The organism is Mycobacterium sp. 1423905.2 (assembly GCF_001673155.1).
Lineage (GTDB): Bacteria > Actinomycetota > Actinomycetes > Mycobacteriales > Mycobacteriaceae > Mycobacterium.
Genome location: NZ_LZLE01000027.1, coordinates 11,455 through 27,100, shown reverse-complemented (window position 1 = coordinate 27,100; position 15,646 = coordinate 11,455). Strand labels below are relative to the sequence as shown.

The 15,646-nt window shown below is 66.3% G+C and carries 17 protein-coding genes; 8 read left to right on the top strand and 9 right to left on the bottom strand.

Annotated features, from left to right (window positions below; translation table 11 throughout):
* Window positions 1-49: 49 nt before the first annotated feature.
* Window positions 50-382 (top strand): lipopolysaccharide assembly LapA domain-containing protein, encoded by a 333-nt coding sequence (locus tag A9W95_RS02075; protein ID WP_067408989.1) that lies wholly within the window; start codon window positions 50-52, stop codon window positions 380-382.
* A 26-nt stretch (window positions 383-408) separates the two neighbouring features.
* On the opposite strand, the gene A9W95_RS02070 is transcribed toward A9W95_RS02075, so the two are convergent.
* Both A9W95_RS02070 and A9W95_RS02065 read right to left on the bottom strand, forming a co-directional pair.
* Complete coding sequence (locus A9W95_RS02070; protein WP_067408988.1) at window positions 409-1,461, bottom strand: phosphotransferase family protein; 1,053 nt, start codon at window positions 1,459-1,461, stop codon at window positions 409-411.
* Window positions 1,462-1,470: 9 nt separating this feature from the next.
* Window positions 1,471-2,079 carry a histidine phosphatase family protein gene (locus A9W95_RS02065; protein WP_067408987.1) on the bottom strand — a complete coding sequence of 203 codons (609 nt, stop codon included), beginning with the start codon at window positions 2,077-2,079 and terminating at the stop codon, window positions 1,471-1,473.
* Window positions 2,080-2,168: 89 nt separating this feature from the next.
* Here A9W95_RS02065 and A9W95_RS02060 point away from each other — a divergent pair, with 89 nt between their 5' ends.
* The 5 genes from A9W95_RS02060 to A9W95_RS02040 are packed head-to-tail and all read left to right on the top strand — an operon-like array spanning window position 2,169 to window position 6,893.
* Window positions 2,169-3,215, top strand: a complete 1,047-nt coding sequence (locus A9W95_RS02060; RefSeq protein ID WP_067408986.1) for a phosphotransferase family protein — start codon at window positions 2,169-2,171, stop codon at window positions 3,213-3,215.
* A 1-nt stretch (window position 3,216) separates the two neighbouring features.
* Window positions 3,217-3,993 carry an SDR family NAD(P)-dependent oxidoreductase gene (locus tag A9W95_RS02055; RefSeq protein WP_067408985.1) on the top strand — a complete coding sequence of 259 codons (777 nt, stop codon included), beginning with the start codon at window positions 3,217-3,219 and terminating at the stop codon, window positions 3,991-3,993.
* A gap of 16 nt (window positions 3,994-4,009) precedes the next feature.
* A complete protein-coding gene (locus A9W95_RS02050; RefSeq protein WP_067408984.1) occupies window positions 4,010-5,317 on the top strand; it encodes an acyl-CoA dehydrogenase family protein in 1,308 nt (435 codons plus the stop codon).
* A complete protein-coding gene (locus A9W95_RS02045; RefSeq protein ID WP_067408983.1) occupies window positions 5,314-5,925 on the top strand; it encodes a TetR/AcrR family transcriptional regulator in 612 nt (203 codons plus the stop codon). Before A9W95_RS02050 ends, A9W95_RS02045 begins: the two co-directional genes overlap by 4 nt.
* A complete protein-coding gene (locus tag A9W95_RS02040) occupies window positions 5,925-6,893 on the top strand; it encodes an NADPH:quinone oxidoreductase family protein (RefSeq protein ID WP_067408982.1) in 969 nt (322 codons plus the stop codon). Before A9W95_RS02045 ends, A9W95_RS02040 begins: the two co-directional genes overlap by 1 nt.
* On the opposite strand, the gene A9W95_RS02035 is transcribed toward A9W95_RS02040, so the two are convergent.
* Complete coding sequence (locus A9W95_RS02035; RefSeq protein ID WP_082982847.1) at window positions 6,894-8,774, bottom strand: alkyl/aryl-sulfatase; 1,881 nt, start codon at window positions 8,772-8,774, stop codon at window positions 6,894-6,896.
* 166 nt (window positions 8,775-8,940) lie between these two features.
* Here A9W95_RS02035 and A9W95_RS02030 point away from each other — a divergent pair, with 166 nt between their 5' ends.
* Window positions 8,941-9,426, top strand: coding sequence for a lipoprotein LpqH (locus A9W95_RS02030; protein WP_067408980.1), 486 nt, complete (start codon window positions 8,941-8,943; stop codon window positions 9,424-9,426).
* Here A9W95_RS02030 and A9W95_RS02025 read toward each other — a convergent pair whose 3' ends face one another.
* From A9W95_RS02025 to A9W95_RS02015, 5 genes are all read right to left on the bottom strand, one after another.
* On the bottom strand, window positions 9,427-10,941 hold the full coding sequence (locus A9W95_RS02025) for a cell wall metabolism sensor histidine kinase WalK (protein WP_067408979.1): 1,515 nt from the start codon (window positions 10,939-10,941) through the stop codon (window positions 9,427-9,429).
* The gene (gene tcrX / locus A9W95_RS02020; protein WP_067408978.1) at window positions 10,919-11,623 is read right to left on the bottom strand and encodes a two-component system response regulator TcrX; all 705 of its coding nucleotides are present in this window, start codon (window positions 11,621-11,623) and stop codon (window positions 10,919-10,921) included. Before tcrX ends, A9W95_RS02025 begins: the two co-directional genes overlap by 23 nt.
* A gap of 150 nt (window positions 11,624-11,773) precedes the next feature.
* Window positions 11,774-11,929 (bottom strand): DUF6131 family protein, encoded by a 156-nt coding sequence (locus A9W95_RS27610; protein WP_253851530.1) that lies wholly within the window; start codon window positions 11,927-11,929, stop codon window positions 11,774-11,776.
* Window positions 11,930-11,940: 11 nt separating this feature from the next.
* On the bottom strand, window positions 11,941-12,180 hold the full coding sequence (locus A9W95_RS27605; protein ID WP_082982846.1) for a hypothetical protein: 240 nt from the start codon (window positions 12,178-12,180) through the stop codon (window positions 11,941-11,943).
* A 114-nt stretch (window positions 12,181-12,294) separates the two neighbouring features.
* Window positions 12,295-12,708 (bottom strand): MmcQ/YjbR family DNA-binding protein, encoded by a 414-nt coding sequence (locus tag A9W95_RS02015; protein WP_067408977.1) that lies wholly within the window; start codon window positions 12,706-12,708, stop codon window positions 12,295-12,297.
* A gap of 77 nt (window positions 12,709-12,785) precedes the next feature.
* Here A9W95_RS02015 and A9W95_RS02010 point away from each other — a divergent pair, with 77 nt between their 5' ends.
* On the top strand, window positions 12,786-13,613 hold the full coding sequence (locus A9W95_RS02010) for a hypothetical protein (RefSeq protein WP_067408976.1): 828 nt from the start codon (window positions 12,786-12,788) through the stop codon (window positions 13,611-13,613).
* A 20-nt stretch (window positions 13,614-13,633) separates the two neighbouring features.
* On the opposite strand, the gene A9W95_RS02005 is transcribed toward A9W95_RS02010, so the two are convergent.
* Window positions 13,634-15,586 (bottom strand): PE family protein, encoded by a 1,953-nt coding sequence (locus A9W95_RS02005; protein WP_067408975.1) that lies wholly within the window; start codon window positions 15,584-15,586, stop codon window positions 13,634-13,636.
* Window positions 15,587-15,646: the final 60 nt, after the last annotated feature.

The following is a 15,646-nucleotide window of genomic DNA, read 5'->3' as shown; positions in this document are numbered from 1 at the left end:
CGGCTCCGCGACCGGCTCCGGGTCGGCCGGCAGCAGGGCGTCGACATCGGTGATCAGCAGCACCCCGCCCCCACCACCGCCCAAGCCCGCGACGCCCGCCTCACGCGCCACGGTTAAGGACCCAACCTCCAAGTTCACCCGGACCGGTGCACTCTGGTCGGCGCTGATCGCCGGCTTCCTGATCCTGATTCTGTTGTTGATCTTCATCGCCCAGAACACGGCGTCCGCCCAATTCCAGTTCTTGGGCTGGCATTGGACCCTGCCGCTGGGGGTCGCCATCCTGTTGGCGGCCGTCGTGGGCGGGCTGATCACCGTCGCCGCAGGCACCGCACGCATCGTCCAGCTGCGCCACGCCGCCAGAAAGAACTTCGTCGCCCGCTAGTCCGCAAGCCCGCTAGGCGCCCGCCGCTACAAGACCGGCTTGGCGATCTCGGCCAGGCCACGCGAGATCAGCGGCGCCACCACCTCGGGCGCCACGTCATCAGACTCGTCCTTGCCCGCGGCCAGCAGCGCCATCCGCCGGCGAAAGTCGATCCCGGCGGCGATGATGGCGAGCTTGAAGTACGCCAGGGCCATGTAGAACTCCCAATGACCGAGGGACTGCTTGGAGACCAGCGAGTAGCGGTCCGCCAGTTCGTCGGCCGTAGGCAGCAGCGGCGACGTCCAGGCGGCTTGCGCATTGACGATCAGGTCCAGCGCCGGGTCGCGGTACACACACATCAGGGCGGCGTCGCTGAGCGGATCGCCCAGTGTCGACAACTCCCAGTCCACCACGGCGCGCACCCGCGTCGGATCGTCCGCGTCGAGGATGGTGTTGTCGATGCGGTAGTCACCGTGCACGATCGAGGTTCGGCTCTGCTGTGGGATGGCTTCCTGCAACGCCGAATGCAACCGGGCGACGTCGCCGTCGCGGTGATCGTCGGGCAGCCGCACCAATTCCCACTGCGATCCCCAGCGCCGCACCTGACGCTCGAGATAACCGCTGGGCTTGCCGAAGTTGCCCAGCCCGACGGACTCCGGGTCGATGCTGTGCAGGTCGACGAGCACCTGGATCAGCGCGTTGACGCACCCGTCGATGACCGTGCGGCTCAGCGATTCCAGCTGAGCCCGCCGCCGCACCACCTGGCCCGGAACAAATTCGACGATCTGAAACGGCGCTCCCAGCACAGAGTCGTCCTCGCACAGCGCGATGGTGCGCGCCACCGGCACCGGGGTGTCCTGCAACGCGGCAACCACTTTGTATTCGCGCGACATGTCGTGTGCCGACGGCGTCAACCCATGCAGCGGCGGGCGTCGCACCAGCCAACTCGTCGCGTCGTCGTAGACGCGGAAGGTGAGGTTGGAGCGGCCGCCGGAGATGAACTCGCCGCGTAACTCACCGTCGCGCTCGATGCCCAGCGAACGCAGATAGCCGTCCAGCGCAGGCAGGTCGAGCCCGTCGAGTTGGTTAGCTGATGTCACGAGACTTGTTTACCATCGCCGATTCCGCGGCAGCAGGTCCCACACGTGTTCGGTCGAGTTGACCGTCGCAACGGTCGCCTGCCCGCTGCGGGAGAACAGCAATCGGGTCACCGACGCGTAATCGATCGGGAAGGACAGCAGCCGCGCCGTCCCCAAGATTTCATGCAGGATGACGTTGATGACACCGCCGTGACTGAACGCGGCAACGGTGTCCTCGGGGTCGGCGGCAGACACCAGGTCGTCGATCGCCGCCTGCACGCGCGCCCGGAACGCGTCTTCGTCGACGGCGCTGGGCAGGTGCCCCTGGGCCATCCGGGCCCACTCCTGGGGAAACTCGTCACGGATCTGCTCGACGGGAATGTAGTGCGTCATGTCCCGGTCGTATTCGGCAAGCCGGTCGTCGATCTCGACGTCCAGTTGGTGAGCGGCCGCGACCGGTTCGGCGGTCTGGATGGCCCGACGCTGCGGGCTGCTGAGCACCCGGGAGATCGGGAACCGGGCGAGCGCTTGGGGCAGTCGCGCGATCTGGGCCAGCCCTTCCTCGGACAATTCCGGATCCGCGCCCTGGCCATGGTCACTGCGCAGCGGCAACGCGTGTCGAACCAGAAGCAGTTGCATGCGCCCAGCCTCGCACGCCAGTTGCTTCGCGCTTCCGGCCCCAGTGCGGAGAATGATATTCTCCGCAGAGAGAGCGGGGTGTGCAGACAATGACGGCTGCGAGCAGGACAGATCCAGATCCCACGGTTCTCGGCCGTTGGCTGGACCGCAACGACGCCCCGGGCGCGGGCGAGCGACCGGTGTTGGAGCAGTTGAGCGGCGGTTCGCAGAACACGCTCTACATGATTCGGCGCGGCGACGACAAGATGGTGCTGCGCATGCCCGGGCCCCGGGCCGACGCGGCCCGGGTCGACGGGTTGTTGCGAGAGATGCGGCTGGTCCGAGCGCTCAAGGGCACCGACGTCCCGCACGCCGAACTGATCGCCGCGGACGAGTCCGGCTCGGTCTTGGGCATGCCGTTCTACGTCATGCGGGCGATCGACGGGTGGAGCCCGATGGACGGCGGGTGGCGCGCGCCGTTCGACACCGACCTGTCCGCCCGCCGCGGCTTGGCGTTTCAACTTGTCGAAGGTGCCGCGAAGCTGGGCCGGGTCGATTGGCGCGCACAGGGGCTCGACGGATTCGGCCGGCCCGACGGCTTCCACGAGCGGCAGGTTGATCGGTGGCTGCGCTTCCTGGACGCCTACCGGGTGCGCGACCTGCCCGGGCTACCAGAGGCGGCGGACTGGCTGCGCCGAAACCGGCCCACGAGCTACACCCCGGGCATCATGCACGGGGACTATCAGTTCGCCAATGTCATGTTCGCCCATGGCGAGCCGGCCCGATTGGCCGCGATCGTGGACTGGGAAATGACGACCGTCGGTGATCCGCTGTTGGACCTGGCCTGGTCGCTGCTCGGCTACGACGGTGAAGAGCCGCGGGCCGACGGGTTCTATTTGGATATGCGGGGCATGCCGACCCGCAGCGAGCTGCTGTCGCACTACGAGGCGGTCAGCGGCCTGTCTACCGAGAACATCGACTACTACCTGGTGCTGGCCAATTGGAAGCTCGGCATCGTGCTGGAGAAGACGTATGCGGCCGGGGTTCGCACCGGAAAGGTCGACACCAAGATCACCGAAGCCTTCGGACCGATGATTCTTCAGCTGATCGCCACCGCGGCCGAACTGGCCCGCTCGCTACCCACCAGGAGCCGCTGAGATGGCGTCCGAAACAGGCTATGCCGACCGGCTTTTCGACCTCACCGGCCAGGTCGTCCTGATCACCGGTGGCAGCCGCGGACTCGGGCGGGAAATGGCGTTCGGCGCCGCCCGCTGCGGGGCCGACGTGGTGATCGCGAGCCGCAATCTGGACAACTGCGAGGCCACCGCCAAGCAGATCGAGGCGCAGACCGGGCGCTCGGCCATGGCGTACCAGGTGCACGTCGGCCGCTGGGACCAGCTCGACGGCCTGGTCGACGCGACCTATCAACGCTTCGGCAAGGTCGACACACTGATCAACAATGCGGGCATGTCCCCGTTGTACGACAAGCTCACCGACGTCACTGAGAAGCTGTTCGACGCGGTGGTCAACCTGAATCTCAAGGGCCCGTTCCGGTTATCGGCGTTGGTGGGTGAGCGTATGGTGGCCGCCGGCCGCGGCTCGATCATCAACGTCAGCTCGGCGGGATCGCTGCGGCCAAGCGCCGATATCGTCCCGTACGCAGCGGCCAAGGCCGGGCTCAACGCCATGACCGAAGGATTGGCCAAGGCGTTCGGTCCGACGGTGCGGGTGAACACCTTGATGGCCGGGCCGTTTCTGACCGATGTGAGCAAGGCGTGGAATCTCGAGGCGGCGACGCAGAATCCGTTCGGCCACCTCGCCCTACGGCGACCCGGCAACCCACCCGAAATCGTCGGAGCGGCATTGTTTTTGGCTTCGGATGCGTCGAGTTTCACCACTGGCTCGATCGTGCGCGCCGACGGCGGCATTCCCTGACGACTAGGAGCAAGCGATGGCATGGGACTTCACCACCGAACCGGACTTCGAGAAGAAGCTGGACTGGATCCGCGATTTCGTCCGTGAAGAAGTCGAACCGCTCGAAGTGGTCTTCCCCGGCTGCGAATTCCTGCCGCTCAACGACGAACGCCGCCGCATCGTCGACCCGCTCAAGCAGCGCGTGCGCGAGCAGGGCTTGTGGGCACCGCATTTGGGTCCCGAACTCGGCGGCCAGGGATTCGGCGCGGTCAAACTGACGCTGATCAACGAGATTCTGGGCCGCAGCCCATGGGCGCCCATTGTTTTCGGGACCCAGGCGCCCGACACCGGCAACGCCGAGATCCTGGCCCGCTTCGGCACTCAAGAGCAGAAGGACCGGTATCTGCAGGGGCTGCTGTCCGGCGAGATCTTCTCCTGCTTCTCGATGACCGAACCGCAAGGCGGCGCCGACCCGCGAGTGTTCACCACCCGCGCCGTGCGCGACGGGGACGGCTGGGTGATCACCGGGCGGAAGTTCTTCTCCTCCAACGCCTCTGTCGCCTCGTTCTTCATCGTGGTTGCGATCACCAATCCCGATGTCGCCGTGCACCACGGCGCGTCGACGTTCCTGGTGCCGGCCGACAGCAAGGGGCTGACAGTCGAAGCCAACCATCACCTGGTGGGCGCCCTGCCGCACGAGCCGGGCCACTCCGTGGTGCGCTACGACGGGGTGCGGGTGGGGCCGGATGCGCTGCTGGGTGAACCCGGACAAGGCTTCCTGATCCTGCAGGCCCGGTTGGCCGGCGGGCGATTGCACCACGCCATGCGGTCGATCGGAGTGGCACACCGGGCGGTGGAGATGATGTCGCGCCGCGCGAAAAGCCGCTTCACCCAAGGCAGCACGCTGGCGGACAAGCAACTGGTGCAGCAGTTCATCGCCGACTCCTACACCGAACTCATGCCGTTTCGCCTCGCGGTGCTGCACGCCGCCTGGTTGATCGACACCGCCGGTGAGCATGCCGCGCGCACCGAAATCGCCGCGTGCAAGATCCTGGCCTCCCAAGTGCTCAAATCCATTGGGCTGCGCGCCATTCAGGTGCACGGCGCGTTGGGCACCACGGACCAGCTGCCGCTGGTCAACGTGCTGCTCGGCGGGGTGGCGCTGGGTCTGGCCGACGGGCCCACCGAAGCGCACAAGGTGAACCTTGCCAAGATGCTGCTGAAACATTACGACGCCGAAGACCCGGAACTGCCGAGCGAATTATTGAGCGTCCGCCAAGAGGCCGCCCGCGCCAAGTACGGTGACCTGGTTGCTTCGGTTCCCTCCCTTCCCGGTGCACCATGAACACCCGAGTCATCGCGGCCGTCGAGCGTGCCCTCGACGAGCGGCAGCGTGAGGCGACCGAGGAAGTCGAACGCATTCTGGCCGCCGCCGTGCGGGTAATGGAGCGAGTCGCACCGGACCCGCCCCGGGTGAGCGACATCGTCGCCGAGGCCGGATCGTCCAACAAGGCGTTCTACCGCTACTTCGCCGGCAAGGACGATCTGATCATGGCGGTGATGGAGCGCGGGGTAGGCATCGTCGTCTCCTACCTTCAGCATCAGATGGCCAAAGAGCCACGGGCCCAGGACAAGATCGCGCGCTGGATCGAAGGCACACTGGCTCAGGTGGCTGATCCACACTTGATCAGCATGAGCCGGGCGGCGGCCGGACAGATGTCCTACAGCACCAGTTGGCATGCTGCCGACCAGGAGATGATGCGGCCGCTGCGGGATCTGCTGGTCGAGCCGATCACGGCGCTGGGCAGCACAAACGTCGATCGCGACGTCGAGGCCGTGTTCGGTTGCACCACAGCGATGTTGCGACGCTATCTCGGGTCCGCGGACCGGCCCGCGCCGGCCGACATCGAGCATGTGACGCGCTTCTGCCTGCGCGGTTTGGGACTGCGGTGATGCGTGCCGTTGTCTGCCGTGCTTACGGGCCGCCGGAAGGCCTGGTGCTCTCCGAAGTGGACGATCCGGTTGCCGGGCCCGGCCAGGTGGTGGTTCGGGTGCACGCCGCGGCGGTGAACTTTCCCGATGTGTTGCTCATCGCCGGGAAGTACCAGATCCGCATTCCGCCGCCCTTCATTCCGGGCAACGAGATCGCCGGGGAGGTCATCGCCGCCGGAGCGGACGCGCCCTACCGCCCGGGCCAGCGGGTGTTCGGCACCACCATGGGGGGGTTCGCCGAGTGCGCACTGCTGGATGCGGCGGCGGCCGCCCTGGTCCCCGACGACGCCGACTTCGCGTCAGCGGCCGCGTTCGGCGTCACTTACCGCACGGCGTATCACGCGCTGCGGTCGGTTGCCCAAGTGACCGAGGGAGATTGGGTGGTCGTCCTGGGCGCAGCCGGCGGAGTCGGTCTGGCCGCCGTCGACTTGGCGGTGACGATGGGCGCGCGGGTGCTGGCTGCGGCATCGAGTCCGGAAAAACTTGACCTGTGCCGTCGGCGCGGCGCGCAGGCGACCGTGGATTACGAGCGCGAGGACCTCAAGACCCGCATCCGTGAACTGACCGCCGACGGGGCCCGGGTGGTTCTGGACCCGGTCGGTGGGGCTTACTCCGAGCCGGCGCTGCGGGCGTTGGCGCGGGGCGGAGTGTTCGTCACCCTCGGTTACGCCGCCGGCGCCATCCCGGCCATCCCACTCAACCTAGTGCTGCTCAAATGTATCACCGTGCGCGGCATGGAGATTCGCACCTTCAACACCGACTGCCCGGACGATGCCGCGCGGGATGTTGCGGAGTTGGCGGCGATGTTCGCCGAGGGAAAGGTCCGGCCTCACATCGGCGCGCGGTTCCCGTTGGCGGAGACGGCCGCGGCCTTGCGGCTGGTGGCCGAACGCAAGGTGCTGGGCAAGGTGGTCATCGACGTCGCCTGACTACGGCGTGACGATGTTGAAGTTCGGGTCTGGCTGATCCAGCGCACTGAGCAACGACTGCAGTGCGCTTTGGTCTCCCGTTACCTCCAGGCCCGGTGAGTCGAAGTCCCCGATCACCACCAGCAGCAGGCGAAACTTGTTGGCCAGGTTTACCGTTACGGTCGCGGTCGGCGGGTCCGCTGCGATGCTGCGGTGCACGAGCACGCCGTTGCGCAGCGTCAATCGGTAATTGGCGTCCAGGTCATCGAACGTCACGTCGACGGTGATGTCCAGTTCCCAGCTGCGGGGTCCGTTGATACGAATGGCCAGCCCGTCGAAGATCTGCTCCGGCGTCAGCTGGGACAGCAGTGTCGGCGAATTCACCTGGCCGGCGGTGCCGAAGTTGCCCTCCCGCAATTCCCGGGCGCCACCCATGAAAAAGTTACGCCAGGTCGCGTTCTCCGCCCCGTAGCCGAGCTGCTCCAAGGTGTCCGCGTACAACTCGCGGGCGCCGGCGTGGTCGGCGTCGGTGAAGATCGCGTGATCCAGCAGGGTTGCGGCCCAACGGAAATCACCGGAGTCGAAGGCCGCCTGCGCCAGTTCGACCACCCGGTCGATGCCGCCCATGGCTGCCACATACCGTGGGGCCAGCGCCTCGGGGGGATGCGGCCACAACCGGCCAGGGTTGCCGTCGAACCAACCCATGTAGCGCTGGTAAACCGCTTTCACGTTGTGGCTGACCGATCCGTAATAGCCGCGAGCGTGCCAGGCTTGCTCCAAAGCCGGTGGGAGCCGGAACATCTCGGCGATCTCGACACCGGTGTGGCCTTGGTTGAGCAGGCGTAGCGTCTGGTCATGCAAGTAGGCGTATAGGTCTCGCTGCAGCGAGAGGAATTCGACGATGCGCTGCTGACCCCAGGTAGGCCAGTGATGCGACGCGAACACAACCTCGGCACGGTCGGCGAAGGTATCGATTGCCTCGGTGAGATAACCCGACCACGCGCGCGGGTCACGCACCAGCGCGCCACGCAACGTCAGCAGGTTATGCAGGTTATGCGTGGCATTCTCGGCCATGCACAGCGCCCGGAATTGCGGAAAGTAGAAGTGCATTTCGGCGGGCGCCTCGGTGCCCGGTGCCATCTGGAATTCGATGTCGACGCCGTCAATGGTGTGGATCTCGCCCGTGCTGCGGATGTCGACGGTCGGCACGATGATGCCGACTTCTCCCGACGACGGGATTTGGCCAAGCCCGCAACCCACCTGCTCCTGCGGTCCGCGCGGTAGCAGTGAGCCGTACATGTAGGTCGCGCGACGCAGCATCGCCGGGCCGGCGTAGACGTTCTCCTGTACGGCGTGCGCGGTGAAGCCCTCCGGCGCCAACACGGCGACCCTTCCGGCGTCCACGTCGGCTTGCGTGGTCACACCCAGCACGCCTCCGAAGTGATCGACGTGGCTGTGGGTATAGATGACCGCGACCACCGGACGTTCACCGCCCCGATGGGTGCGATACAGCGCCAGTGCGGCCGCCGCCACCTCGGTCGACACCAACGGGTCGATGACGATGATGCCGGTCTCGCCTTCGATGAAACTGATGTTGGAGATGTCGAAGCCACGGACTTGATAAATGCCCGGCACCACCTCGTAGAGGCCTTGTTTGGCAGTCAGCGTCGATTGCCGCCACAGGCTGGGATGCACCGAGGTAGGCGCGGGGCCGTTCAGGAACGAATACACATCGTTGTCCCACACGACGCGACCGTCAGCCGCTTTGATCACGCACGGCGACAGCGCGGCGATGAATCCGCGGTCGGCATCGTCGAAATCCCTTGTGTCATGCAGCGGTAGCGAGTGAGCGGTATGTGCCGACTCGATGACCGCGGTGGGGGGCTTGGGGTTCACCGGCAATACCTTGCCACGATTGCGGCCGCCGCGAATGGATTCGCCGCACCGACGAGTTGATGAACTCGAAATTATTTCTTCGCGGTCGCTAGCTATCGGGTCCAGTTAACCCGCATACTGCCGTGGCGATCCCTGTTGCAAATGGGTCGCTACAACGGGCAAAGGAGCATAGGTGAAGCGTGCAGTGACGATTGCGGTTGCTGGGGCGACCATTCTGGCCGCTGGCCTCTCGGGTTGTTCGGGCGGTAAGTCGTCGACGGGTGGTAGCGGAAGTTCGAGCGTCAGTGCCACGTCGGGGTCCGGCGGGGGCGGCGGCGCTTCCGGGCCGAAGGTGCTCATCGACGGCCAGGACCAACACGTCACGGGTTCCGTGGTCTGCCAAACGGTGGGCGGCACGGTCAACATCGCGATCGGTGGTTCAGCGACCGGCATCGGTGCGGTGCTTTCCGACGGCAGTCCGCCCGATGTGAAGTCGGTGGCACTGGGCAACGTCAACGGCGTGTCGCTCGGCTACACCTCCGGTACCGGCCAGGGCAAGGCCGAGGCCTCCAAGAACGGCAATAGCTACAAGATCTCCGGCACGGCGACCGGCTTGGATATGGCTAACCCGACGCAACCGGTCAACAAGCCGTTCGAGATCGACGTCACCTGCGCGTAGCTAACTGGCCGAGGACGCGGGCGGTTGCCATCCGTTCGACGGCAACCGCACCGCGAACTCGGTGCGACCGGGCGCACTGTGAACCGTGATGGTCCCGTTGTGCGCCTTGACGACGGCGGAGACGATCGCTAGACCCAGTCCGGTGCTGCCGCCCTTGCGGGACCGTGAGGTGTCTCCGCGCGCGAACCGTTCGAACACCTCCGACTGCAGCTCCGGAGGAATCCCGGGACCGTTGTCGATCACCTGCAGCACGGTTTCGGTTGGCTCGGCGGTGAGCCTTGTAGTGACGACCGTTCCGGCGCCGGTATGGACGCGGGCGTTGGCCAGCAGGTTGGTCACCACTTGATGCAGCCGTGCGGCGTCGCCGGTGACGACGACGGGTTCCGGCGGTAGGTCGAGCTCCCACTGGTGATCCGGCCCGGCGACGTGGGCGTCGCTGACCGCGTCAACGGCCAGCCGCGACAGGTCGACCGGCTCGCGTTCCAAGGGGCGCCCGGAGTCCAGTCGGGCCAGCAGCAGCAGGTCTTCGACCAATCGAGTGATTCGTTCCGTTTCCGACGCCACCCGCCCCATGGCGTGCTCGACGGCTTGGGTGTCACCGCCGTCCTTGCCCATGCGTTGCGCAAGCTCGGTGTAGCCGCGGATGGCCGCCAGCGGCGTGCGCAGTTCGTGGCTGGCGTCGGCGACGAACTGGCGCACCCGAGTCTCACTGGCCTGACGCGTCGACAACGCCGCGGCGATGTGGTCCAGCATCCGGTTGAGGGCCGAGCCTAGTTGTCCCACTTCGGTATTCGGGTTGGCGTCGGCCTCCGACACGCGCACCGGTAGTTCGACTTCACCCCTGTCCAACGGCAGCTCGACCACTTTGGTCGCGGTTTGCGCGACCCGGCGCAACGGCGCCAGCGCCTGTCTGATGATCAGTATCCCGGCGGTGGTGGCAGCGGCCAGCGCGACGACGGTGACAATGCCGAAGATGATCAGCGTGCGGAAGACCGTGGCGTCGATGTTGGCCATTGACAGACCGGTGACGATGACGTCGGCCCGGTTTCGGCTGGGGGCGGCCACGACGCGATATCTGCCCAAGCCATCGAGATTCAGCGTCACCGGGGTGCGGTTGCCGGCGATCTCTTCCAGCTGAGCCTGCGCGGTGGGGGTCAACGCGGCGCGCGAACCGGTGCTGGTCAAATAACCGGCGTCCACCGTCTTGCCGTTGCTGACCACGGCTGCCACCATGCCCGCCGGCTGGCCGGGTGCGTCCAGGAAGCGTGGACCCGGACCGGTTCGGGGAAAACGGGATTCGTGCCGGCGAGGCTGGTCGGGGTAGAGCAGCGCGGAACGATACGACGTCCCGCTGAGTTGGCCGTCGAGCTGGGCCACCAGGTGGTGGCGCAGCGCCAACTCCGTCACCGCCGTGATGCCCAGACACACGATGGCGAGCACCACGACCTGCCCGACCAGCAGCCGCAGTCGCAGCGACCAGGCTCGCCGCGTCCTAGCGGGCGGGCTTGAGGACATAGCCTGCGCCGCGCAGCGTATGGATCATGGGTTCGCGACCGTTGTCGATCTTCTTGCGCAGGTAGGAGATGTACAGCTCGACGATGTTGGATCGACCGCCGAAGTCATAGCTCCATACGCGGTCCAAGATCTGCGCCTTGCTGAGCACCCGCTTGGAGTTGCGCATCATGAATCTCAATAACTCGAACTCGGTGGAGGTCAACGAGATTGGTTCTCCGGCGCGGGTGACCTCATGGCTGTCTTCGTCGAGCACTAGGTCACCGACCACCAGCTGGGCGCCGCTGTCGACGGTCGTCACACCGGTGCGCCGCAACAGTGCGCGCAGTCGCAGCACCACCTCTTCGAGGCTGAAGGGCTTGGTGACGTAATCGTCGCCGCCAGCGGTCAATCCAGCGATGCGGTCTTCGACCGCGTCTTTGGCGGTCAACAGCAGGACCGGCAGCCGGGGGTTTTCTTTGCGGAGCTTCTGCAGGACGTCCAGCCCACTCATGTCGGGCAACATGACGTCGAGGACAACGACGTCGGGACGCTGGGTACGTGCGGCCGCGATGGCCGCGGCGCCGTCGCCGGCGGTGGCGATATTCCAGCCTTCGTACCGCAATGCCATCGAGACCATCTCGGCCAGAACGGGCTCGTCGTCGACCACCAGCACGGATACCGGCTCACCGTCGGCGCGGCACATCACTACTCGTTCAGAAGGAGTTCGGGGAGCCGCCACGCGTTCTAGTATCCGCACCAGGTCTGGGGTGGCGCTATGGCATTCCTATGCGGAGGCTGTGAAACAGCGAGTCGCGTGACCGCCGCCGGTCACGCGACTCGTTCGGGTGGGCTCTTAATACCAGTAGCGCCGGCCGGCTACCGGGCGGCCCATCGAGCCCAGCGCCCACATCACCGCACCGATGACGAGTAGAACGACACCAAGAACGGTCAATACATGAATGCTGAAGACAAATCCGAGGATGAGTAAGATTGCACCGAGGACAATCACGGCGGTCTCCTTTACATTGAGGGGATACGGTCAATTTGCATTGCACTGGGCTGCGGTATATGGCAGTCCTTTACTTTGGGATTAACACCCAAGTAGTTGAGCGGCCCTGCGATGACCGTGACCGCAACGGTTCCCGCTGAGGCACAACTAGTTTCCTGCCCTTTGAAGTAGTCGCGCTGCCACGCTGCGATTACGCCAATAAGCAGCCATACCAGAACAATCGCACCGAGGATTCCGCGACCGCGCACCATGGTGACCTCCGTCGTGTTCAATTAGCCCGTAGCTGCGGAGATACCCGTTGTACCTATGTCTAAACCTTGGACAACCGCAATTGCGACCGTTTGTAGTAGGTTGTTGTGTCCCGGCTATGAATGGCGTTCGGCAAGCCAAGCGGCGGCGCGCCGCGGGGAGGCCCGTGACAGCCACGCGTCCTGGATCAACTCGGTCAGTTCACTGAGCTGGATCTCCGCCAATCGGCTGGCGCGCACCAAGACTGAGGGGTGGCCGTCGAAGTGTGGAGTGGTGAAGAACGGTGACGCTGGGTCCTGCACGAGCGCCAGCTTGTCGCTTTCGGACTCCACCCACAGCATGATGACGTCGGGGTAGCGTTCGCCGGTGACCGGATCGGTGGCATCGGGCTGCGGGGTGCGGAAGAACACGAATGACTTGCCGCCCACCTGGTAGATCGCGTTGCCCTTTGGACCTTCGATGCGCTTGACATGAGGCATGGATGCGGCGAGTCGATGCACGTCGGCGACTCGGGCGGGTCGATCGCGCATAGGGCGACAGTACTCGCCGAGGACCCGTCTGTAACATGAGCCGACAAGCATTGCGGTGAAGGAGGTTTGAGTCGACCGTGCCCGACACGTTGTTCGCTGATGTCTCCGAATATCAAGTGCCGGTGGATGACTCATATCCGTACCAAGTGCTCTCGATACGTGTCAGCGACGGCACCTATCGAGACCACAATTTCGCGGCGAATTACCGCTGGATGCGTGCCGCATTGGACAGTGGCCGGCTGACGTTCGGGATTGTGTATACCTACGTCCGCCCGAACTGGTCGGCCACCGCCGACACCGTGTGTTCGATGATCGACTCGGCGGGTGGCTTGCACCCCCGGGTGGCGTTGATGCTCGATGTGGAATCCGGTGGTAACCCGCCCGGCGATGGGTCGAGCTGGATCAACCAGCTGTACTGGAGCCTGGCCGATTACGCCGGATCGGCGGCGCGAATCATTGGTTATGCCAACAGTTATGACTTCTTCAACATGTGGCGGGTGCGCCCGCCGGGGTTGCGGGTCATCGCGGCGGGTTACGGATCCAATCCCAGCCTGCCCGGGCAAGTCGCTCACCAATACACCGACGGTCAGGGTTACAGCCCCAACCTGCCGCAAGGATGTCCGCCGTTTGGCCCCTGCGACATGAACTCGGCCGACGGCTTGACACCGCAACAATTCGCCGCCGCGTGCGGCATCACGACGAACGGAGGATGGTTGATGGCGCTCACCGACGACGAGCAGGCCGAACTGCTGACCAAGGTCCGCGAGATCTGGGATCAGCTGCGTGGGCCCGACGGCGCCGGCTGGCCGCAGCTCGGGCAGAACGGCACCGGTCAGAATCTGACGCCGGTGGACGCTATCGCGGCGATCAAGAAGGACGTGGAGGGTCTCCAGCCGTCGAGCTGAAGGCGTTGCGCGCCAGAGCGTTAAGGCGCACCCGATGCGCCGTCGTTGCCGAACAACAACCCGCCAGCGCCGCCGATCCCGCCCACTCCGTCGAGTCCTGGATTGCCGCCTTGCGGACCACCAGCCCCCCCGTTGCCTCCGGCACCGCCCGCACCGCCAGCCCCGACCAACCGAGCTGCGCCTCCGTTGCCGCCGTTACCCCCGTTGCCGCCAGAGGTGCCGTCGTTGCTTTGACCGCCGACGCCGGTTGCTCCACCATCGCCGCCCTCGCCCCCTGCACCCCCGTTGCCATAGAGCCATCCGCTGACGCCGCCGGCACCACCTTCACCGCCCGCTGCACCGGTACCGGCGACTCCGGACGCGTCCGCTACCCCACCGCCACCGAGTCCACCTTGCCCACCGGTGCCACCAGTGCCGACTAACAGCCCACCGGCGCCACCGGCGCCACCGGCACCGCCAACGCCGCCACTGGCCAGTCCGCTGGCTCCTCCCTCACCCCCGGCGCCGCCGGTCGCACCGGTACCGAACAATCCTGCCGCGCCACCGGCACCACCGGCGCCACCGGCGCCGCCTTGAAAGCTCAGGAAGACGTTGTTATTCGCGTCGATGAACCTGCCGGCTCCTCCGGCGCCTCCCTGTCCGCCTACCCCGGCATTACCGGATAGCCAGCCACCGTGGCCACCAGCACCACCAGCGCCGCCGGCGCCTCCAACACCGGCAATACCCAACCCAGGGTCGGCGCCGCTGTACCCGCGGGCGCCACCCGCACCGCCGGCACCTCCGTTGCCGAATAGCCCTGCGCCGCCACCGGCGCCACCCGCGCCACCCGCGCTGCCGAATATGCCGGTAGATACGCCGTTGTTCAGATCGAGAAGCGCACCGACGCCCGCACCGCCGTGTCCGCCGTAACCAGCATTGCCGTAGATGAGACCGCCATGGCCGCCATCGCCACCGGATCCACCGTTTCCACCGGTCAGCTGTCCGGCTGCCCCGCCCGAGCCGCCGGCGCCGCCGGCTCCGCCGTCGCCGAACAGTCCTGCGGCCCCGCCAGTACCGCCGGCGCCGCCAGCGCCACCGGAATAGCCGGATTGGACGCCGTTTCCGTCGCCACCGACACCGCCCTGGCCGCCCCCACCAGCGGGTCCGTAGAGAAGACCGCCGGTGCCGCCGTTGCCTCCCCGTCCGCCATTACCGGCGAGTGTTCCGTAGTAGTTGTTTCCCGCGGCATCGGTATATTCGCCGCCCGCGGCGCCACCCGCGCCACCAGTTCCACCTGCTCCGCCGACGCCCCACAATCCGGCCGCTCCGCCGGCACCTCCAGCGCCGCCGTTTGCGCCATTGAAGCCAGGAACCCCCGGCAAAGCCGCCCCGCCGGCGCCGCCTACGCCACCATTGCCGGTGAGCCAACCGCCGTGGCCGCCCGCACCGCCCGCTGCGCCGGCACCTCCCGCGCCGCCCGCGCCACCGTTGCCAATCAACCCCGCCGCACCGCCCGCACCTCCGACCGCGCCGACGGTGGTCTGCGAGAAGCCGTTACCGCCGTTACCGAACAGCAGGCCACCTGCGGTGCCGTTCGGGTTGGCCGCCGTTCCATTCGCTCCGTCGCCGATCAATGGCCGGCCCAGCAACGTTCGGGTGGGCGCGTTGATGACGTCCAGCACCTCTTGCTGCAGCACCTGCAGCGGTGAGGCGTTGGCCGCTTCGGCGGTGGCATAGAAATTGCTGGCACCGGTTAGCGCCTGGACGAATTGCTCGTGGAAGGCCGCCGCGCGAACGCTCAGTGCCTGGTACTCGCGAGCGTAATCAGCGAAAAACGATGCCACGACGGCAGATACTTCGTCGGCGCCGGCCGACAGCAGCTGCGTGGTCGGCGCAGTGGCCAGCAGGTTGGCTGAAGTCAAAGCGGAGCCGACACCCGCCAGATCCGTCGCCGCTGCCGCAACCGATTCTGGGACCGCCACCAAATACGACATCGCCGTCCTCCCTCGCCACGCGTGTGCAGTGAGCCGTTGTTGGAGGAATTGACGCTAGCG

Excerpts from the sequence above, each read along its gene's own strand:
- A9W95_RS02015 (WP_067408977.1), bottom strand. The coding sequence starts at position 12,708 with ATGCGCGATCGACCCGCCCGAGTCGCCGACGTGCATCGACTCGCCGCA.
- A9W95_RS02060 (WP_067408986.1), top strand. The coding sequence starts at position 2,169 with ATGACGGCTGCGAGCAGGACAGATCCAGATCCCACGGTTCTCGGCCGT.
- tcrX (WP_067408978.1), bottom strand. The coding sequence starts at position 11,623 with ATGTGCCGCGCCGACGGTGAGCCGGTATCCGTGCTGGTGGTCGACGAC.
- A9W95_RS02005 (WP_067408975.1), bottom strand. The coding sequence starts at position 15,586 with ATGTCGTATTTGGTGGCGGTCCCAGAATCGGTTGCGGCAGCGGCGACG.
- A9W95_RS02065 (WP_067408987.1), bottom strand. The coding sequence starts at position 2,079 with ATGCAACTGCTTCTGGTTCGACACGCGTTGCCGCTGCGCAGTGACCAT.
- A9W95_RS02025 (WP_067408979.1), bottom strand. The coding sequence starts at position 10,941 with ATGTCCTCAAGCCCGCCCGCTAGGACGCGGCGAGCCTGGTCGCTGCGA.
- A9W95_RS02050 (WP_067408984.1), top strand. The coding sequence starts at position 4,010 with ATGGCATGGGACTTCACCACCGAACCGGACTTCGAGAAGAAGCTGGAC.
- A9W95_RS27605 (WP_082982846.1), bottom strand. The coding sequence starts at position 12,180 with ATGGTGCGCGGTCGCGGAATCCTCGGTGCGATTGTTCTGGTATGGCTG.
- A9W95_RS02045 (WP_067408983.1), top strand. The coding sequence starts at position 5,314 with ATGAACACCCGAGTCATCGCGGCCGTCGAGCGTGCCCTCGACGAGCGG.
- A9W95_RS02040 (WP_067408982.1), top strand. The coding sequence starts at position 5,925 with ATGCGTGCCGTTGTCTGCCGTGCTTACGGGCCGCCGGAAGGCCTGGTG.
- A9W95_RS02055 (WP_067408985.1), top strand. The coding sequence starts at position 3,217 with ATGGCGTCCGAAACAGGCTATGCCGACCGGCTTTTCGACCTCACCGGC.